Here is a 22,097-nt window from a genome sequence, read left to right on the forward strand (position 1 = left end):
CCTGGCCATGGACCTGCTCTGCCGCCAGAAGACCCATGCCGTCTTCACCGAGGCCACCGGCCCGCGCCTGCCACGATTCGGCGCGCCTGCGCGTCTAGCCCACCATCGGCGATTTCATCCGCCGTACAGCCCCGAAGCCGCCTGAATCCTGCGATCGCAGCCGGGCGACGCGGGACAAGCGGACGCGCCAGGGCTGCGGATGGGGCGCGTTGGGGGTCCGCTACCGGGGCCAGTTGTGGCCTGGCAGGATTTGCGGCATAATTCCCGGCTCAGCACCGTGCTGGTACGCCGGACTCCCGGCAAATCCGCCAGCACCCACTCCGCCCGGGTGGTGAAACAGGTAGACGCAGGGGACTCAAAATCCCCCGCCGCAAGGCGTGTCGGTTCGAGTCCGACCCCGGGCACCACTATATTTCCCAAAAAAAACAAGCAGATACGCTCGAGGGCGGGCGCAGCTTCACCACACGCTTATGTTCCGTACAGCGTCCTGGCCCGAAGCTATGCGGGAAAAAACTCAACCCGCTCCCCCGCGCCAGCCATCGACTGCCCGAACGTAATCCAGCCGTGCCCTCTGAGCGCGACCTCATCACGGCGCAGGATGATTTCGTCATCGCCATCGATGGCGACATGCGTGCCATTCGCGCTTCGGTCGATCAGCATGTATTTACCCGCGCGGAACTCGACCATTGCATGGAACCGCGAGGTCTGCGGATCCGCGACGACGATCGTCATCGCGGCGTCGCGCCCTAGCGTGACCGGCGGCGAGGCGCCGTTCATGCGGACCTCCATCTCCCGATACCGCAGCGTTAGCAGCGCGGGGCGGATCGCGCGCTGGCTGACATCGGCCAGAATGGTCAGGTCGGCGTTCTGCTGCCATATCGCTTCGAACAACTCCACGGGCACGTCCTTGCCGCGCACCTGTATCGGGTAGAGGTAGCGCATCGCCTGGCGCAGGCTTGCCGGCAGATGCGCCACGGCGTCCTTGCTGGTGATGATCTGCCCCTGCGATGCGAGCTTGGTGAGGCGCGCGGCAAGGTTCACTGTGTCGCCGAACACGTCGCCCGATGCATCCTGCAGGAGCGGGCCGTGGTGAAAGCCGATATGGATGGACATGGGGATGCCGGATACGGGCGGCAGCGCTGCAATCGCCATCTGCATGTCGAGTGCAGCCTGCATGGCATTCTCGGCGCAGGGGAACACCGCCATGACTTCATCGCCGATGGTCTTCACCACGCGGCCTTGCTGCGCCGATGAACAGGACTTCATCAGGGCAATGCACTGCCCGATTGCACCGAAGGCGGCCGTGTTGCCTGCCTTTTCATACAGCTTGGTGCTGCTGCTGATATCCGCGAACAGTACGGAACCGTCACCGTCGGACATCGCAGGCATCGATTCCCGGCCCATATGCACCTCAATATGCACCTCAACCTGTTCGCTCGCCGCGCGCCTCGCGCGGCGCCCTGCACTGATGGTAGTACGCGCCAGAACGCTCAAAGGAATGTTTCAGCGATATCGATCGATGAGCGCTGGCCGAGTGCCTCGAAGTTTGCCGCGAGCCAGGCGTCGGCCCGCTCGCGCCCGAGCGTGAACAGGCCGCGCAGGAAGGCCCAGTCCGCGTTGAACTTGCTGGGCGCGCCCAGCCGTGCCATCTCGGTTTCGGCATCGATGCCGTGGATCAGCATGCGGCGGTAGCGTGACGGGTCGAGCGCGCCTTCATCGATCAGCCGGGTGATGAACTCGATGGCGCGCATCTCTCGCATCAACGAGGAGTTAAAGCTGAGCGTGTTGATACGGTCCAGGATTTCGCGTGCCGTAACAGGCACCCGGGGAATGTGGATCGGGTTGAGGCGGATGATCAGCACATCGCGGCTGTCGGTCTCATAGATCAGCGGATAGATCGGCGGGTTGCCCATGTAGCCGCCGTCCCAGTAATACTCGCCGTCGATCTCCACGGCCTGGAACAGCGTCGGCAGGCAGGCCGAAGCCATCACGGCCTTGGCGCAGACCTCGCCAGTGCTGAACACGCGGATGCGCCCGCGCAGCACATTGGTTGCGCACAGGAACAGCTTGACGCTCTTGCTGCGGCGCAGCACCTCGAAATCGATGGTCTCATCCAGGAGGTTCTGCAGCGGGTTGAGGTTGCAAGGATTGAGCTGGTAAGGCGAGTAAAAGCGCGTGAGATGGTCGAACATCATCCACGCGGGCGACATCTCCATACTGCCGCCGGCGCCCATCAACCGGTCCAGCCAGGTAGGTTGCAAGGGACTCAGCTTCGCGCAGTCGGACACCTTGCGCCAGCACGTCTCCAGGGCCTGCCGCGCGCCCTGCGGCCCACCGCTTGCCAGGCCGTAGGCGAGCACGGTGGCGTTGACGGCACCGGCGCTGGTGCCGCTGATGCCGTCGATGCCGATGCGCTTGTCTTCCAGCAGCCGGTCCAGCACGCCCCAGCTGAATGCCCCATGGGTGCCGCCGCCTTGCAACGCGATGTTGATGTGGCGGATCGCGGGGGATTGCGTGGCTTGCATGGTGGCCTCCGGTTTCAGTGCCTCAGTGCCTCGGCGCCGCAGTGCTTCCGTACCGGGGAGCGGCGCTGGCTTCGCGGCGAGCGAGGAACATCTCCGTATGGTAGATGCGGGCGAACAATCCGCAGTGGCGTCATCTCCAGAGGCTTGCGCCGGATGCCTGTCGAACAAGTACCCCATCGAGCATGGCCATGCATCCAGACCAGGCACTTCCCTACCCCTCCCCCACCAGCCCCTTGATCCAACCGTGTACCACCCGCACCTCTGGCGAGGACTCAAGCCGTTCCGACGCCATCAGATAGTACGAATGCGCCGATGACAAGCTGACCGGCGACAACCGCACCAGTTGCCCGGACTTGAGCAGATGCAGCAGCAGCGAGCGGCGTCCGTACGCGATGCCCTGCCCGCGCATGGCGGCGTCCAGCATCAGGCCGGTGTCGGTGAAAGTGGTCACCCGGTGGCTGCGCGGCATCGGCAAGCCAGCTTCCCGGAACCAGGGCTCCCAGGCGTGGCGGCTGTGCGAGAGCAGCATGGCCTCACTGAACAGCTTGGGCAGGGCGCGCTGCCTAAGCGTGGCGAGATAGGACGGGGCCGCCACCGGAAACCACTCGTCATGGCCAAGGTCCAGATGCGGCTCGACCGGCTTGGCACGGGCAAAGCGCAGCGCGATGTCCGCCTCGCCATGACGCGGTACCACCATCTGGCTCGTGGGGTTGAGCTCGATGGCGATCTGCGCATGGCTGCGCTGAAAATCGGCCAGCGCGGGCACGACACGGAAGCGGGCAAAGGAGGGGAGGACGCTGACGCGCACTGTGCGCTCGCCATCCATCTGGCCAAAGGCTTCGCCCAGCGTGGACAACGCTTGGCGCACGGATACCAGCAGGCGTTCGGCAGCTGGCGTGGGAGTCACCGTGCGGGTGGTCCGCGCAAACAGCACCATCCCGCTCAGTCGCTCCAGTTCCCGAATGCGGTGGCTGACCGTGCTGTGGGCGAGGCTAAGTTCCTCGGCGGCCTTGTGGAAACTCCGCAGCCGGGCTACGGCGTCAAAAGCGAGCAGCAGCGGAATCGGCGGGATGTGCTTCATGAGGGAGTGCGCGGGGCTGGCGCTGGCTTGGCGCCGGTTGGGAATGGCTGGATCGAAGCGCAGCGCGATGCGCGATCATAGCGCACGCGCAGTGCGCCAGGCCCAGCCGAGCATGCCGGCGAACGCGAGCGGGCCCCACACAAACATCAGCTCGCCCAAGTCGGGCACCAGCGCGCGATGCGGCAGCGCGGCACTGCCCGCGCGCGCCCAGTCGGCTGCCAGAAGGGTCAGGCATGCCGCCTGCAGCAGGATGCTGCGGGCGGCGCGCTCCATGCCAAGCGCCGCGGAGGCGGCCAGGGGCACAAGGCCGAAAGTCAGGGCGGAAAGCATGGGCATCTCCCATCTCGTTAGTGGAGGAATGCCGCCACTGTAGACCCGGATCACCCGTGCTTTGATGAAAGATGCGGCCCGATTGTGCGATGCGGTCGACTAATCATCGCCTGATCGCCGACTGATCCGCCTGGCTTGCAGCACCTCCATGACGCGTTGACGCCGTTTAAATCAGAAACAAAAGCTTTCAGCACGCGCACCAAGTAGCCGCAGTGATAATGGCCCACGCCAAATCTGCGCGGTGCCCGCCGGGAAGGATCGCGGGCTGACGCCCGTGTCGCGCCCCCGTTGCGCCGGTACCCCGTGGACCCTGTGATTCCGCTCTGACAGCCGCCGCTGCTCCATGGAAACCATTGTCCACCTGCTAGCCACGCAACCCGAGATCGCCCTGTTCCTGGCGCTGGCCATGGGGCACGCCGTGGGTGCGGTCAAGGTGGGGCCGTTCCAGTTCGGCGGCATCTGCGGCACGCTGATTGCCGCGCTGGTGATCGGCCAAAGCGGGGCGCGGATCGACACCGATGTGCGTAACGTCTTCTTTGCCCTGTTCATCTTTGCGCTGGGTTTCACCGGCGGCCCGCAGTTCTTTGCCAACGTCGCGCGCAGCTGGCGCATTGGCCTGCTATCGGTCGTCGAGGTGAGCGTGGTGCTGGCGCTGATGGCGCTGGCGGTGGTGGTGCTGAACCTGGACCAGGGCACCGCGGCGGGCTTGCTGGCAGGCGCCGCGACGGAGTCGGCGGTGATCGGCACCGCTTCCGAGGCCATCGGCAGGCTGGGCCTGTCCCCCGACCGGATACGCGAGCTGCAGACCAATATCGTCACCGCCTACAGCGTGACCTATCTGTTTGGGCTGATCACGATCGTGTTGTTCACCAGCCAGCTGGCGCCACTGCTGTTGCGCATCAACCTGCGCGAGTCTGCCGCAGCACTCTGGCACCGGCTCGGTGGCGAGTCCGATATGGGGGCGCGCCAGTACAGCGCGCTGCCGCGCCTGGTGGGACGCGTGATCGAGGTGCGGACCGCCGCGGGCCAGACTGTGCTGGCGGCCGAGCAGGCGGTGGCGCTGGGCGTGACGATCCGGCGCATCCGGCGCGATGGCCAGACCTTCAAGCCATCTCCCGACGAATTGCTGCGCGCCGGCGACGTGGTGCTGGCGTATGGACGGCGCGACGCCATGGTGCCCTTCATGCAGGCGGTGGGCATCGAGCTGCCCGAGGCGCCGGAAGCTGCCGGCGAAGCCAGCATGGACATGGTGGTGCAGGCCGAGCAGGACGTGTTGCTGACACGCCGCGCGGTGAGCGGCCTGACGCTGTCCGCGCTGCGCGGCATGGCGGATGTGGGCATGGGGCGCGGCGTGTACATCGACGCCATCCGGCGCATGGAGCGCCCCATCCCGCCGTTGCCCAACACGGTGCTGGAGCGTGGCGACGTGGTGAGCCTGAGCGGGCCGGCCGAAGCCGTGGAGCGGGTGGTGCCGGAGCTGGGCTATCGGGTCGTGCCCACCGTCAAGACCGATTTTGTGTTTCTCGGCGTCGGCGTGCTGCTGGGCATGTTGCTGGGCAGCCTGAGGCTGAAGGTTGGTGGCGCGGAGCTGACGCTCGGCACAGGCGGCGGCTGCCTGGTAGCGGGCCTGGCCTTTGGCTGGCTGCGCGCGCGGGTGCCGCTGATGGGCTCGCTGCCGTCGCCGGCGGCGGAGATACTGAAGGATTTCGGGCTGGCTACGTTCATCGCCGCGGTGGGCCTGTCGGCCGGGCCGGACGCGATCAAGCTGGTGAAGACCTACGGCCTGGCGCTGCCCGTGGCCGGGGTGTTGATCTCGATCGTGCCCGCGACGTTGTCGCTGCTGGTCGGCCACTGGTGGCTGAAGATCGAAGCCCCGATCCTGCTTGGCGCGGTGGCCGGCCAGCAATGCAGCACGCCCGCGATCATGGCGCTGACCAATGCGGCCGGCAACAGCACGCCGGTGATTGGCTACACGATCACCTATGCCATCTCCAACGTGCTGTTGCCGTTGATGGGACCGATCGCTGTCGGCGTGGCCGGCGCGCTGGCGCATTGATGGCGCACGGCCCGTGGGCAGCATCGGTGCCCGGCCAGCGCGCTCGCCCGGCTTCCACTTACCTGATTTCCTGATTTCCTGATTCATCGATTTTTCAAGCAGCAGGAGCAAACCATGGAGTGGTTGCACAACATCTTCCAGAAGTCCCCTGAAGCAGCGTTATTCCTGTCGCTAGCCGTTGGCTACGCCATCGGCAAGATCACCTTCGGCCGCTTCCAGCTCGGCGGCGTGGCGGGATCGCTGCTGGCCGCGGTTGTCATCAGCCAGGTCGGGGTGGAGATCGACAACGGCGTCAAGGCGGTGATGTTCGCGGTGTTCATCTACGCTGTAGGCTACGAGAGCGGGCCGCAGTTCTTCAACTCGCTCAACCGCAGCTCGCTGCGGGAAATCGCCATGGCCGTCTTCATGGCGGTGGTGGGGCTGGCCACCGTGGTGATCCTGGCCAAGCTGTTCCATCTCGACAAGGGGCTGGCCGCTGGCCTGGCTGCCGGCGGCATGACGCAGTCGGCCATCATCGGTACCGCCGGAGACGCCATTACCAAGCTCGGCTTGCCGCCCGACCAGGTCAAGCTGCTGCAATCGAACGTGGCGATCGGCTATGCCGTGACCTATGTGTTCGGCTCGCTGGGCGCCATCATCGTGTGCGTGAATATCCTGCCGCGCTTCATGAAGTCGGACCTGAAGACCGACGCCAAGAAGATCGAGGCGGCCATGCACGGCGGCGCGCCGCAGTTCGGCCCGGGCCAGCGCGGCGCGCTGCCGCGCCTGGTGGGCCGCGTGTTCCGCGTGACTGGCGCTGCAGGCAAGACCGTGGCGCAGATCGAGACCAAGGGCGCGGATCTCGTCACGGTCGAGAAGGTGATGCGCGACGGCAAGCCGGTCGAGGTCAAGCAGGACCTGGTGCTCAAGGCCAATGACATGGTGCTGATGGTGGGCCGGCGCGACGCCATGGTGCCCACCGCGCAGGTGATCGGCGAGGAGGTGGCCGATGCCGACGGCATGGGCGTGGTGATGCAGACGCGCCGCGCGGTGTTCACGCACAAGGACATGAACAACAAGTCCATCGCGCAGATCATCAGCATGGTGGAGCGCGACCAGCGGCACGGCGTGTATATCGAGCATATCGAGCGCTACGACCATCCGCTGCCGATCCTGCCCGAGCTAAAGCTGCAGCACGGCGACATTCTTACCTTCTACGGCACGCCGGACGACACCGCGCGCGCGGCCAAGACCGCCGGCTACGAGCTGGTGCCAAGCGAGAAGACGGACTTCGTCTACTTCGGCGCGGGCGTGCTGGTGGGCCTGTTGATCGGCCTGCTGGTATGGCGCGTGGGGTCGATCCCGCTGACGCTGGGCTCGGGCGGCGGCGCGCTGCTCTCCGGGCTGGTGTTCGGCTGGGCGCGGTCCAAGCACCCGATGTACGGCGCCATGCCGACGGCGGCCTGCCAGTTGCTCAAGGACTTCGGGCTGGCGGCCTTTGTCGCCATCGTCGGCATCAACTCCGGGCTGCAGGCGGTGACCACGCTCAAGCAAAGCGGGCTGACCATCTTCCTGCTGGGCGCGGTGGTGACGCTGCTGCCGTTGTTTCTCACCATGCTGTTCGGCCGCTACGTGCTCAAGTACGACAACGCCGCGCTGCTGGCCGGCGCGCTGTCGGGCTCGCGCAGCGCCAACCCGGCCTTCGGCGGCATCCTGGACAAGGCGGAAAGCCCGGTGCCGACGGTGCCGTTTGCCATCACCTACGCACTGGCCAACGTACTGCTGACCCTGCTGGGGCCGCTGGTGGTCGGCCTGGTGTAGCGCGGCGCGCCTGCAAGCCAGCAGCCACCCCCGCACAAGCGCTCTTTGCGTTCCCGGGCCCGGCCGCGCCGGCCAGGTCCACCCCCAACAAGCCTTACCCCTGGAGCCTGTCATGACCAAACCTGACCTTTCCAAGCTGGCGAGCCTTTCGCCCTTCGAACTCAAGGACGAGCTGATCAAGCTCGCCAGCAGCGATGCCGACCGCATGATGCTCAATGCCGGGCGCGGCAACCCCAACTTCCTGGCGACCGTGCCGCGCCACGCCTTCTGGCAGCTCGGCCTGTTTGCCATGCGCGAATCCGAGCGCTCGTTCTCGTACATGCCCGAGGGCGTGGGCGGCTTCCCGCGCCGCGCCGGCATCGAGGAACGCTTCGACCTGTTTGCGCGCGAGAACGCTGGGACCGAAGGCGTGCGGTTCCTGGCGGGCGCGGTGTCCTATGTGCGCGACCAGCTCGGCCTGGACGCGGGCGATTTCCTGTACGAGATGTGCGAAGGCATCCTGGCCTGCAACTACCCGGTGCCGGACCGCATGCTCAAGCTGTCCGAGAAGATCGTCGCGCAGTACATCCGCAAGGAGATGATCGGCAACCACCCGTTCACCGGCAAGTTCGACCTGTTCGCGGTGGAGGGCGGCACCGCCGCGATGACGTACCTGTTCAACACCATCCGCGAGAACCACCTGCTCAAGGCCGGCGACACCATCGCGCTCGGCATGCCGATCTTCACGCCGTATATCGAGATCCCGGAGCTCAACGACTATGAGCTGGTGGAGCTGTCGATCGACGCTGACCCGAACCAGCGCTGGCAATACTCCAACAAGGAGCTCGACAAGCTGCGCGACCCCAAGGTCAAGGCGTTCTTCCTGGTGAACCCGAGCAACCCGCCGTCGGTGCGCATGAGCGACGAGAGCCTGGAGTACCTGGCCTCGATCGTGGAAGAGCGGCCGGACCTGATCATCCTGACCGACGATGTGTATGGCACCTTTGCCGACAACTTCGTCTCGCTGTTCGCGATGTGCCCCAAGAACACCATCCTGGTGTACTCGTTCTCCAAGTACTTTGGTGCAACGGGCTGGCGCCTCGGCGTCATCGCCACGCACCAGGACAACGTCTTCGACGCGCTGATCGCCAAGCTGCCCAAGCCCCAGCACGATGGCCTGCACAAGCGCTACAACTCCATCACCACCGAGCCGGACAAGCTCAAGTTCATCGACCGCCTGGTCGCCGACAGCCGCACCGTGGCGCTGAACCACACGGCCGGCCTGTCCACGCCGCAGCAGGTGCAGATGGTGCTGTTCTCGCTGTTCTCGCTGATGGACACCCATGACGAGTACAAGGCCGCGATGAAGCGCCTGATCCGCAGCCGCAAGGCCGCGCTGTACCGCGAGATCGGCATTGCGCCGGACAACGATGACCCCAATGCCGTGGACTACTACACGCTGCTCGACATCGAGCAGCTTGGCGGCAAGGCCATCGGCCCGGACTTCGTCAAATGGGTGCTCAACTCCGCCGAGCCGGTGGAGCTGCTGTTCCGCCTCGCCGAGGAAGCGGGCGTGGTGCTGCTGCCGGGCCGCGGCTTTGGCACGCGCCATCCCTCCGGCCGCGTGTCGCTGGCCAATCTCAACGAATCGGACTACGTGAAGATCGGCCGTTCGATCCGCAAGCTGTTCGAGGAATACGTGGAGCAGTACAACAAGGCCACGGGCAGCAAGGCGCGCAAGGACGTGACGAAGAAGTAAGCCATAGGTTGTGTCAGGCGGATGCCGGCATGCTCCGGCATCCGCCTGACATGCGCTCCCACGCACGGCTCTGGTATGGTGGGCGGTCCGCCAAACCGCCGCCGAGGCACCGAGCCGCATGTCCCCTTCCCTTCTAGCTACCCCCCTGCCTGCGTCCTGGTTCGCCTCGCTGCAAGGCGCCATGCCGGTGGGCTTTTCCTGGTGGTGGCCCTCGCTGTTCACACTGGCGGAATGGGCGATCCGCCTGGCCATGCTGGTCTACGTGCCGCAGCGCCGCGCCCCGGCGGCGGCGCGCACCTGGCTGCTGCTGATCTTCTTCCTGCCATGGCTGGGGCTGGTGCTCTATGCGCTGTTCGGCCGCATCTACTATCCCAAGTCGCGCCGGCTCAAGCTGGCCCGCATCAACCAGGGCATCGCAAACGTGCGTGACCGGGTGGCGCGCTTCGCGCCATTGCAGCCGCTGCCCGCCGCCGTAGCCGCCGACGCGGCCGGGCTGATCGAGCGGCTCGGCTCCTACTCGCCGATGCGCGGCAATGCCGTGGCGCTGCTCGACGACTATGACGCGACGGTGGCCGCGATGATCGCCGATATCGACGGCGCCAGGCACCAGGTCCATCTGCTGGTCTATATCTACGCCGCGGACGCGACCGGCCGCGCCTTTACCGACGCCCTGCTGCGAGCCAGCGCGCGAGGCGTGCGCTGCCGCCTGCTGGTGGATGCGCTGGGCGCGCGCGCGGGCTGGCGCATGTTTGCCGATACGCTGCGCGACGGCGGCGTGGAGGTGGTGCAGGCCCTGCCCATGCGCTCGCTGATGGCGGTGCTCAAAGGCAAGAGCGCGCGCTTCGACCTGCGCAATCACCGCAAGATCCTGGTGGTGGACGGCAGCATTGGCTATATCGGCTCGCAAAACGTGATCGATGCCGAGTCGATGCCTGGACTGCCCAATGAAGAACTGGTGGCACGCGTGACCGGGCCAGTGGTGGCGGAGCTGCAAGCGGTCTTCCTGGCCGACCGCTACCTGGAAACCGGCGACGGCAACTTCGACCTCGACAGCTTCCCGCCCATGGAGGCGCAAGGCCCGCACATCGCGCAGATGCTGCCCAGCGGCCCTGGCTACGGCACGCAGAACGCGCAGATGGCGCTGATCAGCATGATCCACCGCGCGCGCAGCGAAGTGGTCATCACCACGCCCTACTTCGTGCCGGATGAAGCGTTCCTGCAAGCGCTGCACCTGGCCTGCTACCGTGGCGTGGCGGTGCACCTGGTGCTGTCGCAACGGATCGACCAGCGCTTCACGCAGGCCGCGCAAGAGGCTTACTTCGGCGTGCTGCTGGACTCGGGGGTGCAGATCCACTTGTACCGCCCCGCCTTCCTGCATGCCAAGCACGTCACCATTGACGATGAAGTTGCCATGGTGGGATCGACCAATATGGATATCCGGTCGTTCGCACTCAATGCCGAGGCCGCGCTGGTGATCTATGACCGTGATGTGGTGGCACGCATGCGGCGGATCCAGCAGCGGTATCTGGCCAATAGTGAGACGGTGGTGCGGGCGGTTTGGCAGCGGCGGCCGCTGCATACGCGGACCTGGCAGAATCTTTGCCGGTTGGCGGATTCGTTGCTGTAGGAGAGAGGGGGGCTGGACTTGGCTATACGGTTCGTCTTTGGCCCCGCTGACGCGGGCGTGGCTCTGTGGGCGGGGTTTTACTGCTTCTAGCTGCTGTCGCGGCTGTGCGGGGTTGGCCGTTTTGGAACGTGTGAGATGTCACTTCTCTTTACTCGTAAAGAGAAGTAACCAAGAGAAAGCGATCCTTGCAGGAGGCTGGCGTGGCGTCATTGGGGACCCCAATGGTTTCGTCGTACAGCCCCGGGTGCTGATGGACTCGTGCAGTTACCAGTTTAGACCACCACGACCTTGCTAGTGCCCAGGGTTTCGTGGTGGCCCCCACCGGTAGCCACCACCGCGAAATTCAAGCCGTCTGTCGCTCGCGGGGTGACCGGCCACGAAGTTGCAGGCGTTCCGTTTTCGTCGTGGGCGCGGTGGCACCGGATTGATAGGTCGAAGAACTCTTCCACCGCGCCCACCCCACCACGAAACCATCACGGCGTGATATATCGCGGTGCTCGGAGCCGGTACCGGTAGATGTGCGAATGAGCAAGGATGCCGCTACCGAGCAGCCTCACCACGAAACCAGCGCCATCCGCAGGATCGTGGCCATTCAAATCGGTACCGCCATGAGGCTATTAAAACCCGGGGCCTGACGACGAAACCACCGGGCTACGTAACCCCAATAAGCCAGCCTCCTGCAAGGATCGCTTTCTTTTGGTTACTTTTCTTTACGAGTAAAGAAAAGTGACATCTCACACGTTCTAAATCGGCCAACACCGTACAGCCGCGACAGCAGCTAGAAGCAGTAAAACCCCGCCCACAAAGGCACAAAGCCACCCAAGCGTCAGCGGGGCCAGCAACCTTAACGCGCCTCCACGTACCCCAACACCGTCTCCAGCATCATCTTCAGCGTAGGCTGGATCCGCGTAGCCCGCGCTTCGTCATAGGCGAAGGGATAGCTCTCGCTCATATACGCCGACTGCGTCAACTCCAGCTGCACGGCTTGCACGCCTTGCGCCGGCGCCCCGTACTGCCGCGTGATATAGCCACCCTTGAAACGCCCGTTAAGCACCGACGTATAGCCAGGCAACGCGCCAGCGATATCCAGCAGCTGGTTGGCCAGCGCGGCGTCGCAGCTGGCACCATTGGCGGTGCCCAGGTTGAAGTCGGTCAGCTTGCCCTCGAAAAAGCGCGGCAGCACCGAGCGGATCGAATGCGCGTCCCACAGCGCCACGGTACCGTGCTCGGCACGCAAGCGGGCCAGTTCCCCGGCAAGCGCGCCGTGGTACGGGCGCCAGATGGCTTCGCGGCGCGCGGCGATTTCATCGTCGGCGGGCAGGCTGCTGGCGTCGGCGTAGATCGGCGTCTTGTCGAAGGTATCGACCGGGCACAGGCCGGTGGTGTCCTGGCCGGGGTAGAGATTGGCGTTGTCGGGCGGGCGGTTCAGGTCCACCACGTAGCGCGAGTGGGTGGCCACCAGGATGGAGGCGCCGAGTTCGCGCGCGAAATCGTACAGGCGCTCCAGGTGCCAGTCGGTATCGGGCACGGTGCGTGCCTCGGCAGTCAGCCGGTCGGACACGGAGACCGGCAGGTGGGTGCCGACGTGCGGCATCGACACCAGCAGCGGGCGCGTGCCGCGATGCAGGGTGAAAGCGGGGGTATCGGTCGAGAAGGCCATGTTTTCTTGTTTGCTACTTTGCAACGTAAAGGCGCAGTGCTCATCAATACGGGCCTGAAGCTTGTAGCGTCAAGCTTCAGGCCGCGTGGTGCGCCGGGTTTTAGTCAGTCAGCAGGCTGGCGCGCGCGGCGGCAAAGCGCTTGCCGGCGTCGGCCTGCAAGGCATGCATACCATGCTGCACGCGCGTGTGGCCCGCCGTGCGGACTTCCGCTAGTGTCTCATGCCCATGGTTGGTGAACACATGGACCGCCAGCGCCTGGCTGCCCGACAAACCCGAGAGCGCGGGATGCGCCCCGTCCAGCACGACGAAATCCGCCTGCTGCCCGACGGCAAGCGCGCCGATGTCCCGGCCCGACGCGCGAGCGCCGCCAAAGGCGGCATCAAGGTAAAGGCGGTCCGCCACCGGCTTGTGCGCGTCCGAAGCCAGCACATTGCGCTTTTGCAGCGCCAGCCGCTGGCCATACTCGAACAGCCGCAGCTCTTCCGCCACGCTGACGCTGGCGTGGCTGTCCGAGCCGATGCCCCAGACACCACCCTGCCCCAGGTAGGGCGCGGCATCGAATACCCCATCGCCCAGGTTGGCCTCGGTGGTCGGGCAGATGCCGGCCACCGCGCCGCTATGCGCCAGCCGGCGCCGCTCGTCCCAGTCCAGGTGCGTGGCATGCACCAGGCACCAGCGCGCATCCACCTCGGCATGGTCGAGCAGCCATGCCACCGGGCGAGTGCCCGTGAGCGTGATGCACTCGTCGACCTCGCGCTGCTGCTCGGCGATATGGATGTGCACCGGCGCGGTTGCATCCAGCGCGTGCAGGCCAGCCACGGCGTCGGCAAGACTCTGCGGCGGCACCGCGCGCAGCGAGTGCGGGGCAAGTCCCAGGCGAGCCTGGCCATGGCATTGCGGTGCCAGCCGGCCAAGCAAGTCGAGCATGGCGTGCGTCTCATGCAGGAAGCGGCGCTGATCCGGCACCGCGGGCTTGTCGCCGAAGCCGGCCGTCTGGTACAGCACCGGCAGCAGCGTGATGCCGATGCCGGCGGTCCGCGCGGCGCGCAGCAGGCGCAGCGACATCTCGGCAGGGTCGGCGTAAGGCTTGCCGTCCGTGTCGTGATGCACGTAGTGGAATTCGCAAACGCTGGTGTAGCCCGCGCGCAGCATCTCGATATAGAGCTGCGTGGCGATGGCTTCCAGCGTATCGGGCGAAAGCCGCAGCGCGAAGCGGTACATCAGCTTGCGCCAGCTCCAGAAGGAATCGCTCTGCTGGCCGTCGGCCAGCGTCTCGCTGCGGAACTCGGTCAACCCGGCAAAGCCGCGCTGGAACGCGTGCGAATGCAGATTGGGCATGCCCGGCAACAGCGGCCCGGCGGCGCGCGGCACGTCCACGGCGGGTGTCGCGCCGGCCTGCACCGTCGTGAATGCGCCAGCGTCGTCCCAGGCCAGCAAGACATCGCTGGCCCAGCCCGTGGGCAGCAGGGCCTGCGTGGCGAACAGGCTTCCGGCGCTCATGGCCGTACTCCTTGCGCCGGCGTGGCGGCGGGATAGACCTTGCCCTGGCGCACTACGGCGGCGGCGGGATTGCGTCCGAACCAATAGGCCAGCTCGGCCGGCGAATCGACATTCCACAGCACGAAATCGGCGGCGCGCCCGGCGGCCAGCAAGCCGTGCCGGTCCGCTGCGCCCAGCGCGCGCGCGGCGTGCGTGGTGACGCCTGCCAGCACTTCGGGCACGGTCAGCCTGAACAGGGTGCACGCCATATTCATCATCAGCAGCAGCGAAGTGACGGGTGACGTACCGGGATTGTGATCGGTGGAGATCGCCATCGGCACGCCATGCCGGCGCAGCAGGTCGATCGGCGGCAGGTTGGTGTCACGCAGGAAATAATAGGCGCCCGGCAGCAGGACCGCCACCGTGCCCGACCCGGCCATGGCAGCGACGCCAGCCTCATCGAGATGTTCCAGGTGATCGGCCGACAGCGCGCGGTAACGCGCCGCCAGCGCTGTGCCACCCAGGTTGCTGAGTTGCTCGGCGTGCAGCTTGACGCGCAAGCCGTGGCGCTCGGCGGCCTGGAACACGCGCTCGGTCTGCGCCAGGCTGAAGCCCACGGACTCGCAGAAGGCGTCCACCGCATCGATGAGGCCCTCTTCGGCCAGCGCGGGCATCATGGTTTCGCACACCAGCGTGATGTAGTCGTCGGCGCGGCCCGCGTATTCCGGCGGCAGCGCGTGCGCGCCGAGGAAGGTGGTGTGCACCGTCACGCCGAAGGCCTCGCCCAGGCGGCGCGCCACGCGCAGCTGCTTGCGCTCGCTGGCGAGGTCCAGGCCGTAGCCGGACTTGATCTCCAGCGTGGTCACGCCTTCGGCCAGCAGCGGCGCGAGACGTGCGGCGGCCAGCGCGAACAGCGTGTCTTCATCGGCGGCGCGGGTGGCGCGCACGGTGGAGACGATGCCGCCGCCGGCGCGCGCGATTTCCTCATAGCCTGCGCCGGCCAGGCGCATGGCGAATTCGTCGGCGCGCTGCCCGCCGTACACCAGGTGCGTATGGCAGTCGACCAGGCCCGGCGTGATCCACGCGTTGCCCGCGTCATGGCGCGGCAGCGCGGCGTACGCCTGCGGCAGCTGCGCCTGCGCGCCGAGCCACGCGATGCGGCCTTGCTGCACGACCAGCGCGGCGTCACGAATGGCCTTGGTGGGATCCCCGTCGGGCAACAGGTGGCAGCGATGCCAGACGCCGTCGGCGGACAAAGAGGTAACGGCGGCCTGGGCCGTGTTCTGGTTCATCGCAGGTTCTCCAACTCCAGTTCCAGGGTGACGCACAGGCAAAGCGCGGGTTCCGACATCGCCTGCAGGCGATATGGCACCGCGACGCCTTCGGCAAACAGCATGCCGTCGTCGCTCGCCAGCACGGCTTGACCGCCCTGGCCGGCAACGCCGTGGCGCCATGCCCCCTCAACCACAAACAACAACACCACATGCGCGCCGGGCGCGATCGTGAACTCGTCGCGCGCCGCGACCACGCTCGCGCGGCACTGGCCGCGCCGCGTCATCACATTGAAGTCGCGCGTGGCGCCATCCAGCAGCGTGGCCTGCACGCCGCGCTCGCCAGCAAAGGCAAAGGGCTCGCCAACGGTATCGAGGCGATGATCGAAGCTGCCATCGTCAGCCAGCAGGCGCACGCCCGCGCCGTCCAGCAGCACGATCTGGCGATCGATGCCGGGAAAGGCGGAGAACGGCCCATCGGCAGCGATGTCGGCCACGCTCACGCGCCACAGGAATGCGTCCATGCCGGCGCCCGGCGGCCACGCCGCGATCTCGCGGGTGACGCCGCCGCCGTTCTTCCAGGGCTGCGCAGCCAGCGCGCCGAGCGAGAAGCGTTCGACGCCGTTCATGCGCCTGCCGCCTTCGGCACCATCGGCACCATCGGCAGGTTCAGGGCCTTCTCATGGGCGCAGTCGATCGCGCTTTCGTAGCCGGCATCGGCGTGGCGCATCACGCCGGTGGCCGGGTCGTTCCACAGCACGCGTTCGATGCGCTTGGCCGCGGCGTCGGTGCCGTCACAGACGATCACCACGCCCGAATGCTGCGAGAAGCCCATGCCCACGCCGCCGCCATGATGCAGGCTGACCCACGTGGCACCGCCCGCGGTGTTGAGCAGCGCGTTGAGCAGCGGCCAGTCGGACACCGCATCGGAGCCGTCGCGCATGGCTTCGGTCTCGCGGTTGGGGCTGGCAACCGAGCCGCAATCCAGGTGATCGCGGCCGATCACGATCGGCGCTTTCAGCTCGCCGTTCTTCACCATCTCGTTGAAGGCCAGCCCCGCGCGGTGGCGCTCGTCCAGCCCCACCCAGCAGATGCGCGCGGGCAGGCCCTGGAAGGCGATGCGGTCGCGCGCCATGTCGAGCCAGCGGTGCAGGTGCGCGTCTTCGGGGAACAGCGCCTTCATCTTGGCATCGGTCTTGTAGATGTCCTCGGGGTCGCCCGATAGCGCAACCCAGCGGAACGGGCCCTTGCCTCGGCAGAACAGCGGGCGGATATACGCCGGCACAAACCCCGGGAAATCAAAGGCATTGGCCACGCCCTCGTCAAAGGCGACCTGACGGATGTTGTTGCCGTAGTCCAGCGTGGGCACGCCCATTTGCTGGAAGGCCAGCATGGCCTGCACGTGCTTGACGATGGAAGCCCTGGCGGCGGCCTCGACCGACTTGGGATCAGCCGTGCGCGCGGCTTCCCACCGCGCCACGGTCCAGCCTGCCGGCAGGTAGCCGTTGACCAGATCGTGCGCCGAGGTCTGGTCGGTGACGATGTCCGGGCGCATGCCGCCGGCCTGCGCGCGTTTGACCAGCTCCGGCATGATCTCGGCAGCGTTGCCGAGCAGGCCGACGGAGATGGCCTGCTTGTTGCGCGTGGCTTCTTCGATCATGGCCAGCGCTTCGTCGATGCTGGTGGCCTTCTTGTCGACATAGCGCGTGCGCAGGCGGAAGTCGATACGCGACTCCTGGCACTCGATCGCCAGCACGCACGCGCCGGCCAGCACGCCGGCCAGCGTCTGCGCGCCGCCCATGCCGCCGAGACCTGCGGTGAGGATCCACTTGCCGGCGAGATCGTTGTTGTAGTGCTGGCGGCCGGCTTCGACAAAGGTCTCGAAGGTGCCCTGCACGATGCCCTGCGTGCCGATATAGATCCACGAGCCGGCGGTCATCTGGCCGTACATCATCAGGCCGGCGCGGTCCAGCTCGTTGAACTTGTCCCAGGTGGCCCAGTGCGGCACCAGGTTGGAGTTGGCAATCAGCACGCGCGGCGCGTCGGCATGGGTGCGAAACACGCCCACCGGCTTGCCGGATTGCACCAGCAACGATTCTTCCTCGCCCAGGTTGCGCAGGCTGTCGAGGATGGCGTCGAAGCATTCCCAGTTGCGCGCCGCCTTGCCGATGCCGCCGTACACGACCAGGTCCTGCGGGCGCTCGGCCACGTCGGGATCCAGGTTGTTCTGGAGCATGCGGTAGGCGGCTTCGATCAGCCAGTTCTTGCAGTGCAGCTCGGTGCCGCGCGGCGCGCGGATCTCGCGCTGGCCGCGCAGAGGTGCCGCTTTGGTGAATTGATGTTCGTTGGCGTTCATGAGGGGTTCTCCTGCCTGTGCAGTTCAGTTCAGTTCAGCGGTTGCGTCTGCGTTTGGGAGTAGCGCGCATCAAGCCACGCCCACCTGCGACGGCAGCACCTGGCGCACCGACTCGGGCCAGCCGGCACCCGCGTCACCCTGCTGCACCCACTGCTTCATCGCCTCGATATCCGGTGCGAAGTAGCGGTCGCCTTCCACAAAGGCCACGCGCTCGCGGATGCGTGCGATCTCGGTCTCGATCAGCGGCGAGGATTCCAGCGGGCGGTGGAACTCGATGCCCTGCGCGGCGGCCATGGCTTCGATGCCGACCACCACGGCGGTGTTCTCCGCCATATCGCCCAGGCGGCGCGCGCCGTAAGTGGCCATCGACACATGGTCCTCCTGGTTGGCCGACGTGGGCAAGCTGTCCACGCTGGCAGGATGCGCCAGCGACTTGTTCTCGGACGCCAGCGCGGCGGCAGTGACCTGCGCGATCATGAAGCCCGAATGCAGGCCACCGTCGCGCACCAGGAACGGCGGCAGGCCGGACAGGCCGGAATCGAGCAGCAGCGCGAGGCGGCGCTCGGAGATCGCGCCGATCTCGGCGATGGCCAGCGCGATGATGTCGGCGGCAAACGCCACCGGCTCGGCGTGGAAGTTGCCGCCCGAGATCACATCGCCCTGCTCCGGGAACACCAGCGGATTGTCGGACGCGGCGTTGGCCTCGATCTGCAGCACGCGCGCTGCATGTTGCAGGTTGTCCAGGCAGGCACCCATCACCTGCGGCTGGCAGCGGATGGAGTACGGGTCCTGCACGCGGCCGCAGCTCACGTGCGAGTCCACGATCTTGCTGCCATCGAGCAGCGCGCGCACGGCGCCGGCCACGGCAATCTGGCCGGCCTGGCCGCGCGCGGCGTGGATGCGCGCGTCGAACGGCTTGACCGAGCCCTTGATGGCTTCGAGCGACAGCGCGCCCGCCACCAGCCCGGCAGCGAAGATGTCTTCGGCGGCAAACAGGCCCGCCAGCGCCAGCGCCGTGGAAACCTGCGTGCCGTTGAGCAGCGCCAGCCCTTCCTTGGGGCCCAGCGTGAAAGGCGCCAGGCCCGCGCGGGCCAGCCCTTCGGCGGCCGGGCGGCGCACGCCGTCGATCATCACATCGCCCACGCCGATCAGCGTGCACGACATATGCGCCAGCGGCGCAAGATCGCCCGACGCGCCCACCGAGCCCTTGGCCGGAATGCACGGCGTGACGCCCGAGTTGGCCAGCGCCAGCAGCGCCTCGATGATTTCTGGACGGATGCCGGAATGGCCGCGCGCCAGGCTCACGGCCTTGATCGCCAGGATCAGCCGCACGGTGTCGCTGTTCAGGTCCGCGCCGGTGCCCACGCTGTGCGACAGCACCAGGTTGCGCTGCAGCTCCGCCAGCTTGTCATGCGGGATGCGCGTTTGCGCCAGCTTGCCAAAGCCGGTGTTGATGCCGTAGACCACCGCATCAGCGTCGATGATGTCCTGCACGGTGGCCTGGGACGCGCGCACGCCAGCCCACGCGGATTCATCCATCGCCAGGCTCACTTCGCCGCGATGGATGCGGCGCAGGTCGGCCAGCGTGACGGAGCCGGGCTGCAAGGTCAGCAGCGGGCGGGAAGTTTGGTTGGCTTGGGTGGCGCTCATTTGTATGTCCCTGTCTATACAGCCTGGTTCGTGCGTTGGCTGGTGGATCTGAAAAAACTAACGGCCCTTGGCGGGTTCAGCCGAAGGCCGGGTTGCCATCGGCGCGGAATCGGCTGCCTAGGCGGTAACGGTTGCCGGGGTGCAGGCAACGTACAAAGGTCACAGGGGTGCCGCCCGTCCAGGTGCGGCGGGTCAGCAGCAGGCACGGCTGGGTAGCCGGCATTTCCAGTTGGGTGGCCTGCTCCGCCGTGGCGGAGATGGCATCGACCACGTGTTCGATCTGGTCGTAGGGCACGTGGCGCAGCAGGTATTCGCCGGGCTTCATCGCATCGGCGGCGGCAAAATCCTGGTTGATGAAGTCCGGCGCGACGCGCGGGTTCACATAGCGGTCTTCAAGCTGCACCGGCACGCCGTCCTCGCGGTGCACGCACACGGAGTGGAACACCGATTCACCGGTGCGCAGATCCAGCGCGGCCGCTACCTCGATGGAGGCAGCCACGCGTTCCACCACCATGACGTCGCAAGCGTAGTCATGTCCGCGCATGCGGATCTCGTCCTGCAGGTTGACCACGTTGAGCAGCGTCGACTGCGGCTTGTGCTCCGCCACGAAGGTGCCCACGCCAGCCACGCGCACCACCCGGCCCTGTTCGGCCAGCTCGCGCAGCGCGCGGTTCACCGTCATGCGCGACACGCCAAAGCGGGTCACCAGTTCCTGCTCGGAGGGCACGCGGTCGCCCGGCTGCCACGCGCGGCTCTGGATATGGCGCGCGATGTACTCCTTCACCTGCTGGTAAAGCGCGGCGGGAGTGGCATCGGGAACGCCCCGGCGGTTGGCGGTGGCAGCTTTCATGGCTTGGTTGGCAACTCAGTGCTCTGCGCTGGCCATGGCCTCGGCGCGGATTTCCTCGGTCAGCACCGCCTTGAGTTCCGAAAACGCCGGCGAGGTCTTGATCGTGTAGTGGCGCGGATGCGGAAAATCCACATCGACGGTGCGCTTGATGCGGCCAGGCCGCGCCGAGAACACCGCCACGCGGTTGGCCATGAAGATGGCCTCGTCGATATCGTGCGTGACGAACAGCACCGTCTTGCGCGAGGCTTCCCAGATGCCCAGCAGCAGCTCCTGCATCAGCACGCGGGTCTGGTTGTCCAGCGCGCCGAAGGGCTCGTCCAGCAGCAGGATCTTGGGGTCGTTGGCCAGCGCCCGGGCAATGGCCGTGCGCTGCTGCATGCCGCCCGAGAGCTGCTTGGGAAAATGATGCTCGAAGCCGCGCAAGCCCACGCGCTGGATAAAGAAGTCGCTGCGCTCGCGCTGGTCGGCCTCGCTCATGCCGCGCTCGCGCAGGCCAAAGCGCACGTTCTGCTCGATGGTCAGCCACGGGAACAGCGTGTACGACTGGAACACCATGCCGCGCTCCGCGCCCGGGCCGGTGACTTCCTGCCCGTCGAGCAGCACGCGCCCGGTGGTGGGCGTATCCAGCCCGGCGACGATGCGCAGCAGCGTGGACTTGCCACAGCCCGAGGGACCGAGGATGGTGACGAAGTCGTTGTCCGCCACTTCGAAATCGGTCGGCTGCAGGGCCAGGGTCTGGCCGCCGCGCGGATTGACGAAGGTACGCGAGACCTGCTGGATGGACAGCGCACTCATTTGATCGAACTCCACGGGAACAGGCGCTGGTTGGCCAGCTTGAAAGCCAGGTCGGAGACCAGGCCGATGCAACCGATCACGATGATGCCGAAGATGATCTGCCCTGTGTTGAGCAGCGCCTGGCTGTCGGTGATCATGTGGCCGATGCCGGACGACGAGCCGATCAGCTCGGCCACGATGACATAGGTCCAGGCCCAGCCCAGCACCAGGCGCAGGATCTCGGCGATCTCCGGCGCGGCGCCCGGGATCAGCACGCGCCGCACGATGCCGCTGCTGTTGGCGCCCAGCGTGTAGGCCGCCTCCACCAGGTCGCGCCGCGCGCCGCCCACCGTCACCGCCACCATCAGCACGATCTGGAAGAACGAGCCGATAAAGATCACCAGCACCTTCTGCGCTTCGCCGATGCCGGCCCACAGGATCAGCAGCGGAATAAAGGCCGACGCCGGCAGGTAGCGGCAAAACGAGACGAAGGGCTCGAAGAACGCCTCCGCCGCCTTGTACGCGCCCATGAAGATGCCCAGCGGCACGGCCAGCACAGCGGCCAGCACGAAGCCGCCCAGCACGCGCCATACCGTCATGCCGATGTCGCCGATGAAGTTGTACTCGGTAAACAGCAGCACACCTTCATGGGCCATGGTCATCGGGTCGGCCAGGAAGGTGCGCGGCACCATGCCGCCCAGGGTCACCGCCGCCCACACGGCAAAAAACACCACGAAGAACGACAAACCCAGGACCCAGCGCGCGCGCTGGGTGACCGGCGCCAGCGGCGCCAGCCAGGGATGCCGGCGCGCGGCCGCCGGAGTCACCGCAGCCGGAGCGGGCGTTACAGCCGCACCAGCTGCGGGCGAACCAATGTGAACCTGCGTCATGGCACCGAC

The 22,097-nt window shown here is 66.6% G+C and carries 17 protein-coding genes and 1 tRNA gene; 5 read left to right on the forward strand and 13 right to left on the reverse strand.

All coding sequences use genetic code 11. The annotated features are described in order from the left end of the window. Positions 1 to 322: 322 nt before the first annotated feature. Positions 323 to 407: transfer RNA gene (locus tag F7R26_RS16770), tRNA-Leu, on the forward strand. Between the two features lie 91 nt (positions 408 to 498). On the opposite strand, the gene F7R26_RS16775 is transcribed toward F7R26_RS16770, so the two are convergent. The 4 genes from F7R26_RS16775 to F7R26_RS16790 all read right to left on the reverse strand — a co-directional run bounded on the left by F7R26_RS16775 (position 499) and on the right by F7R26_RS16790 (position 3,936). Then, positions 499 to 1,380 (reverse strand): adenylate/guanylate cyclase domain-containing protein, encoded by an 882-nt coding sequence (locus F7R26_RS16775; protein WP_241754351.1) that lies wholly within the window; start codon positions 1,378 to 1,380, stop codon positions 499 to 501. A 110-nt stretch (positions 1,381 to 1,490) separates the two neighbouring features. Further along, the gene (locus F7R26_RS16780; protein ID WP_150986044.1) at positions 1,491 to 2,525 is read right to left on the reverse strand and encodes a patatin-like phospholipase family protein; all 1,035 of its coding nucleotides are present in this window, start codon (positions 2,523 to 2,525) and stop codon (positions 1,491 to 1,493) included. Positions 2,526 to 2,736: 211 nt separating this feature from the next. Then, the gene (locus tag F7R26_RS16785) at positions 2,737 to 3,606 is read right to left on the reverse strand and encodes a LysR substrate-binding domain-containing protein (protein WP_150986043.1); all 870 of its coding nucleotides are present in this window, start codon (positions 3,604 to 3,606) and stop codon (positions 2,737 to 2,739) included. 75 nt (positions 3,607 to 3,681) lie between these two features. Beyond that, positions 3,682 to 3,936 (reverse strand): hypothetical protein, encoded by a 255-nt coding sequence (locus F7R26_RS16790; protein WP_150986042.1) that lies wholly within the window; start codon positions 3,934 to 3,936, stop codon positions 3,682 to 3,684. A 343-nt stretch (positions 3,937 to 4,279) separates the two neighbouring features. Here F7R26_RS16790 and aspT (F7R26_RS16795) point away from each other — a divergent pair, with 343 nt between their 5' ends. From aspT (F7R26_RS16795) to cls, 4 genes are all read left to right on the forward strand, one after another. Beyond that, positions 4,280 to 5,992, forward strand: a complete 1,713-nt coding sequence (gene aspT / locus F7R26_RS16795) for an aspartate-alanine antiporter (protein ID WP_150986041.1) — start codon at positions 4,280 to 4,282, stop codon at positions 5,990 to 5,992. A 114-nt stretch (positions 5,993 to 6,106) separates the two neighbouring features. Then, a complete protein-coding gene (gene aspT / locus F7R26_RS16800; protein ID WP_150986040.1) occupies positions 6,107 to 7,792 on the forward strand; it encodes an aspartate-alanine antiporter in 1,686 nt (561 codons plus the stop codon). Between the two features lie 112 nt (positions 7,793 to 7,904). Continuing rightward, the gene (locus tag F7R26_RS16805; protein ID WP_150986039.1) at positions 7,905 to 9,530 is read left to right on the forward strand and encodes a bifunctional aspartate transaminase/aspartate 4-decarboxylase; all 1,626 of its coding nucleotides are present in this window, start codon (positions 7,905 to 7,907) and stop codon (positions 9,528 to 9,530) included. 118 nt (positions 9,531 to 9,648) lie between these two features. Continuing rightward, the gene (cls, locus tag F7R26_RS16810; protein WP_241754352.1) at positions 9,649 to 11,157 is read left to right on the forward strand and encodes a cardiolipin synthase; all 1,509 of its coding nucleotides are present in this window, start codon (positions 9,649 to 9,651) and stop codon (positions 11,155 to 11,157) included. 844 nt (positions 11,158 to 12,001) lie between these two features. On the opposite strand, the gene hutG is transcribed toward cls, so the two are convergent. The 9 genes from hutG to F7R26_RS16855 form a co-directional block, all read right to left on the reverse strand. Further along, complete coding sequence (gene hutG / locus F7R26_RS16815; protein ID WP_150986038.1) at positions 12,002 to 12,817, reverse strand: N-formylglutamate deformylase; 816 nt, start codon at positions 12,815 to 12,817, stop codon at positions 12,002 to 12,004. Between the two features lie 100 nt (positions 12,818 to 12,917). Continuing rightward, positions 12,918 to 14,318 carry a formimidoylglutamate deiminase gene (locus tag F7R26_RS16820; RefSeq protein WP_150986037.1) on the reverse strand — a complete coding sequence of 467 codons (1,401 nt, stop codon included), beginning with the start codon at positions 14,316 to 14,318 and terminating at the stop codon, positions 12,918 to 12,920. Continuing rightward, on the reverse strand, positions 14,315 to 15,589 hold the full coding sequence (gene hutI / locus F7R26_RS16825) for an imidazolonepropionase (RefSeq protein ID WP_150986036.1): 1,275 nt from the start codon (positions 15,587 to 15,589) through the stop codon (positions 14,315 to 14,317). Before hutI ends, F7R26_RS16820 begins: the two co-directional genes overlap by 4 nt. Next, positions 15,586 to 16,197 carry a HutD/Ves family protein gene (locus tag F7R26_RS16830; protein ID WP_150986035.1) on the reverse strand — a complete coding sequence of 204 codons (612 nt, stop codon included), beginning with the start codon at positions 16,195 to 16,197 and terminating at the stop codon, positions 15,586 to 15,588. The genes hutI and F7R26_RS16830 overlap by 4 nt, the downstream gene beginning before the upstream one ends. After that, positions 16,194 to 17,924, reverse strand: a complete 1,731-nt coding sequence (gene hutU / locus F7R26_RS16835) for a urocanate hydratase (protein ID WP_150986034.1) — start codon at positions 17,922 to 17,924, stop codon at positions 16,194 to 16,196. The genes F7R26_RS16830 and hutU overlap by 4 nt, the downstream gene beginning before the upstream one ends. Positions 17,925 to 17,993: 69 nt before the next feature. Continuing rightward, positions 17,994 to 19,574 (reverse strand): histidine ammonia-lyase, encoded by a 1,581-nt coding sequence (hutH, locus tag F7R26_RS16840; protein WP_150986033.1) that lies wholly within the window; start codon positions 19,572 to 19,574, stop codon positions 17,994 to 17,996. 76 nt (positions 19,575 to 19,650) lie between these two features. After that, a complete protein-coding gene (hutC, locus tag F7R26_RS16845) occupies positions 19,651 to 20,424 on the reverse strand; it encodes a histidine utilization repressor (protein WP_150986032.1) in 774 nt (257 codons plus the stop codon). A gap of 15 nt (positions 20,425 to 20,439) precedes the next feature. Further along, the gene (locus tag F7R26_RS16850; protein WP_150986031.1) at positions 20,440 to 21,219 is read right to left on the reverse strand and encodes an ABC transporter ATP-binding protein; all 780 of its coding nucleotides are present in this window, start codon (positions 21,217 to 21,219) and stop codon (positions 20,440 to 20,442) included. Continuing rightward, positions 21,216 to 22,088 (reverse strand): ABC transporter permease, encoded by an 873-nt coding sequence (locus F7R26_RS16855; protein WP_150986030.1) that lies wholly within the window; start codon positions 22,086 to 22,088, stop codon positions 21,216 to 21,218. The genes F7R26_RS16850 and F7R26_RS16855 overlap by 4 nt, the downstream gene beginning before the upstream one ends. Between the last annotated feature and the right edge of the window lie 9 nt (positions 22,089 to 22,097).

Source organism: Cupriavidus basilensis (genome assembly GCF_008801925.2).
In the GTDB taxonomy this organism is placed as follows: Bacteria; Pseudomonadota; Gammaproteobacteria; order Burkholderiales; family Burkholderiaceae; genus Cupriavidus; species Cupriavidus basilensis.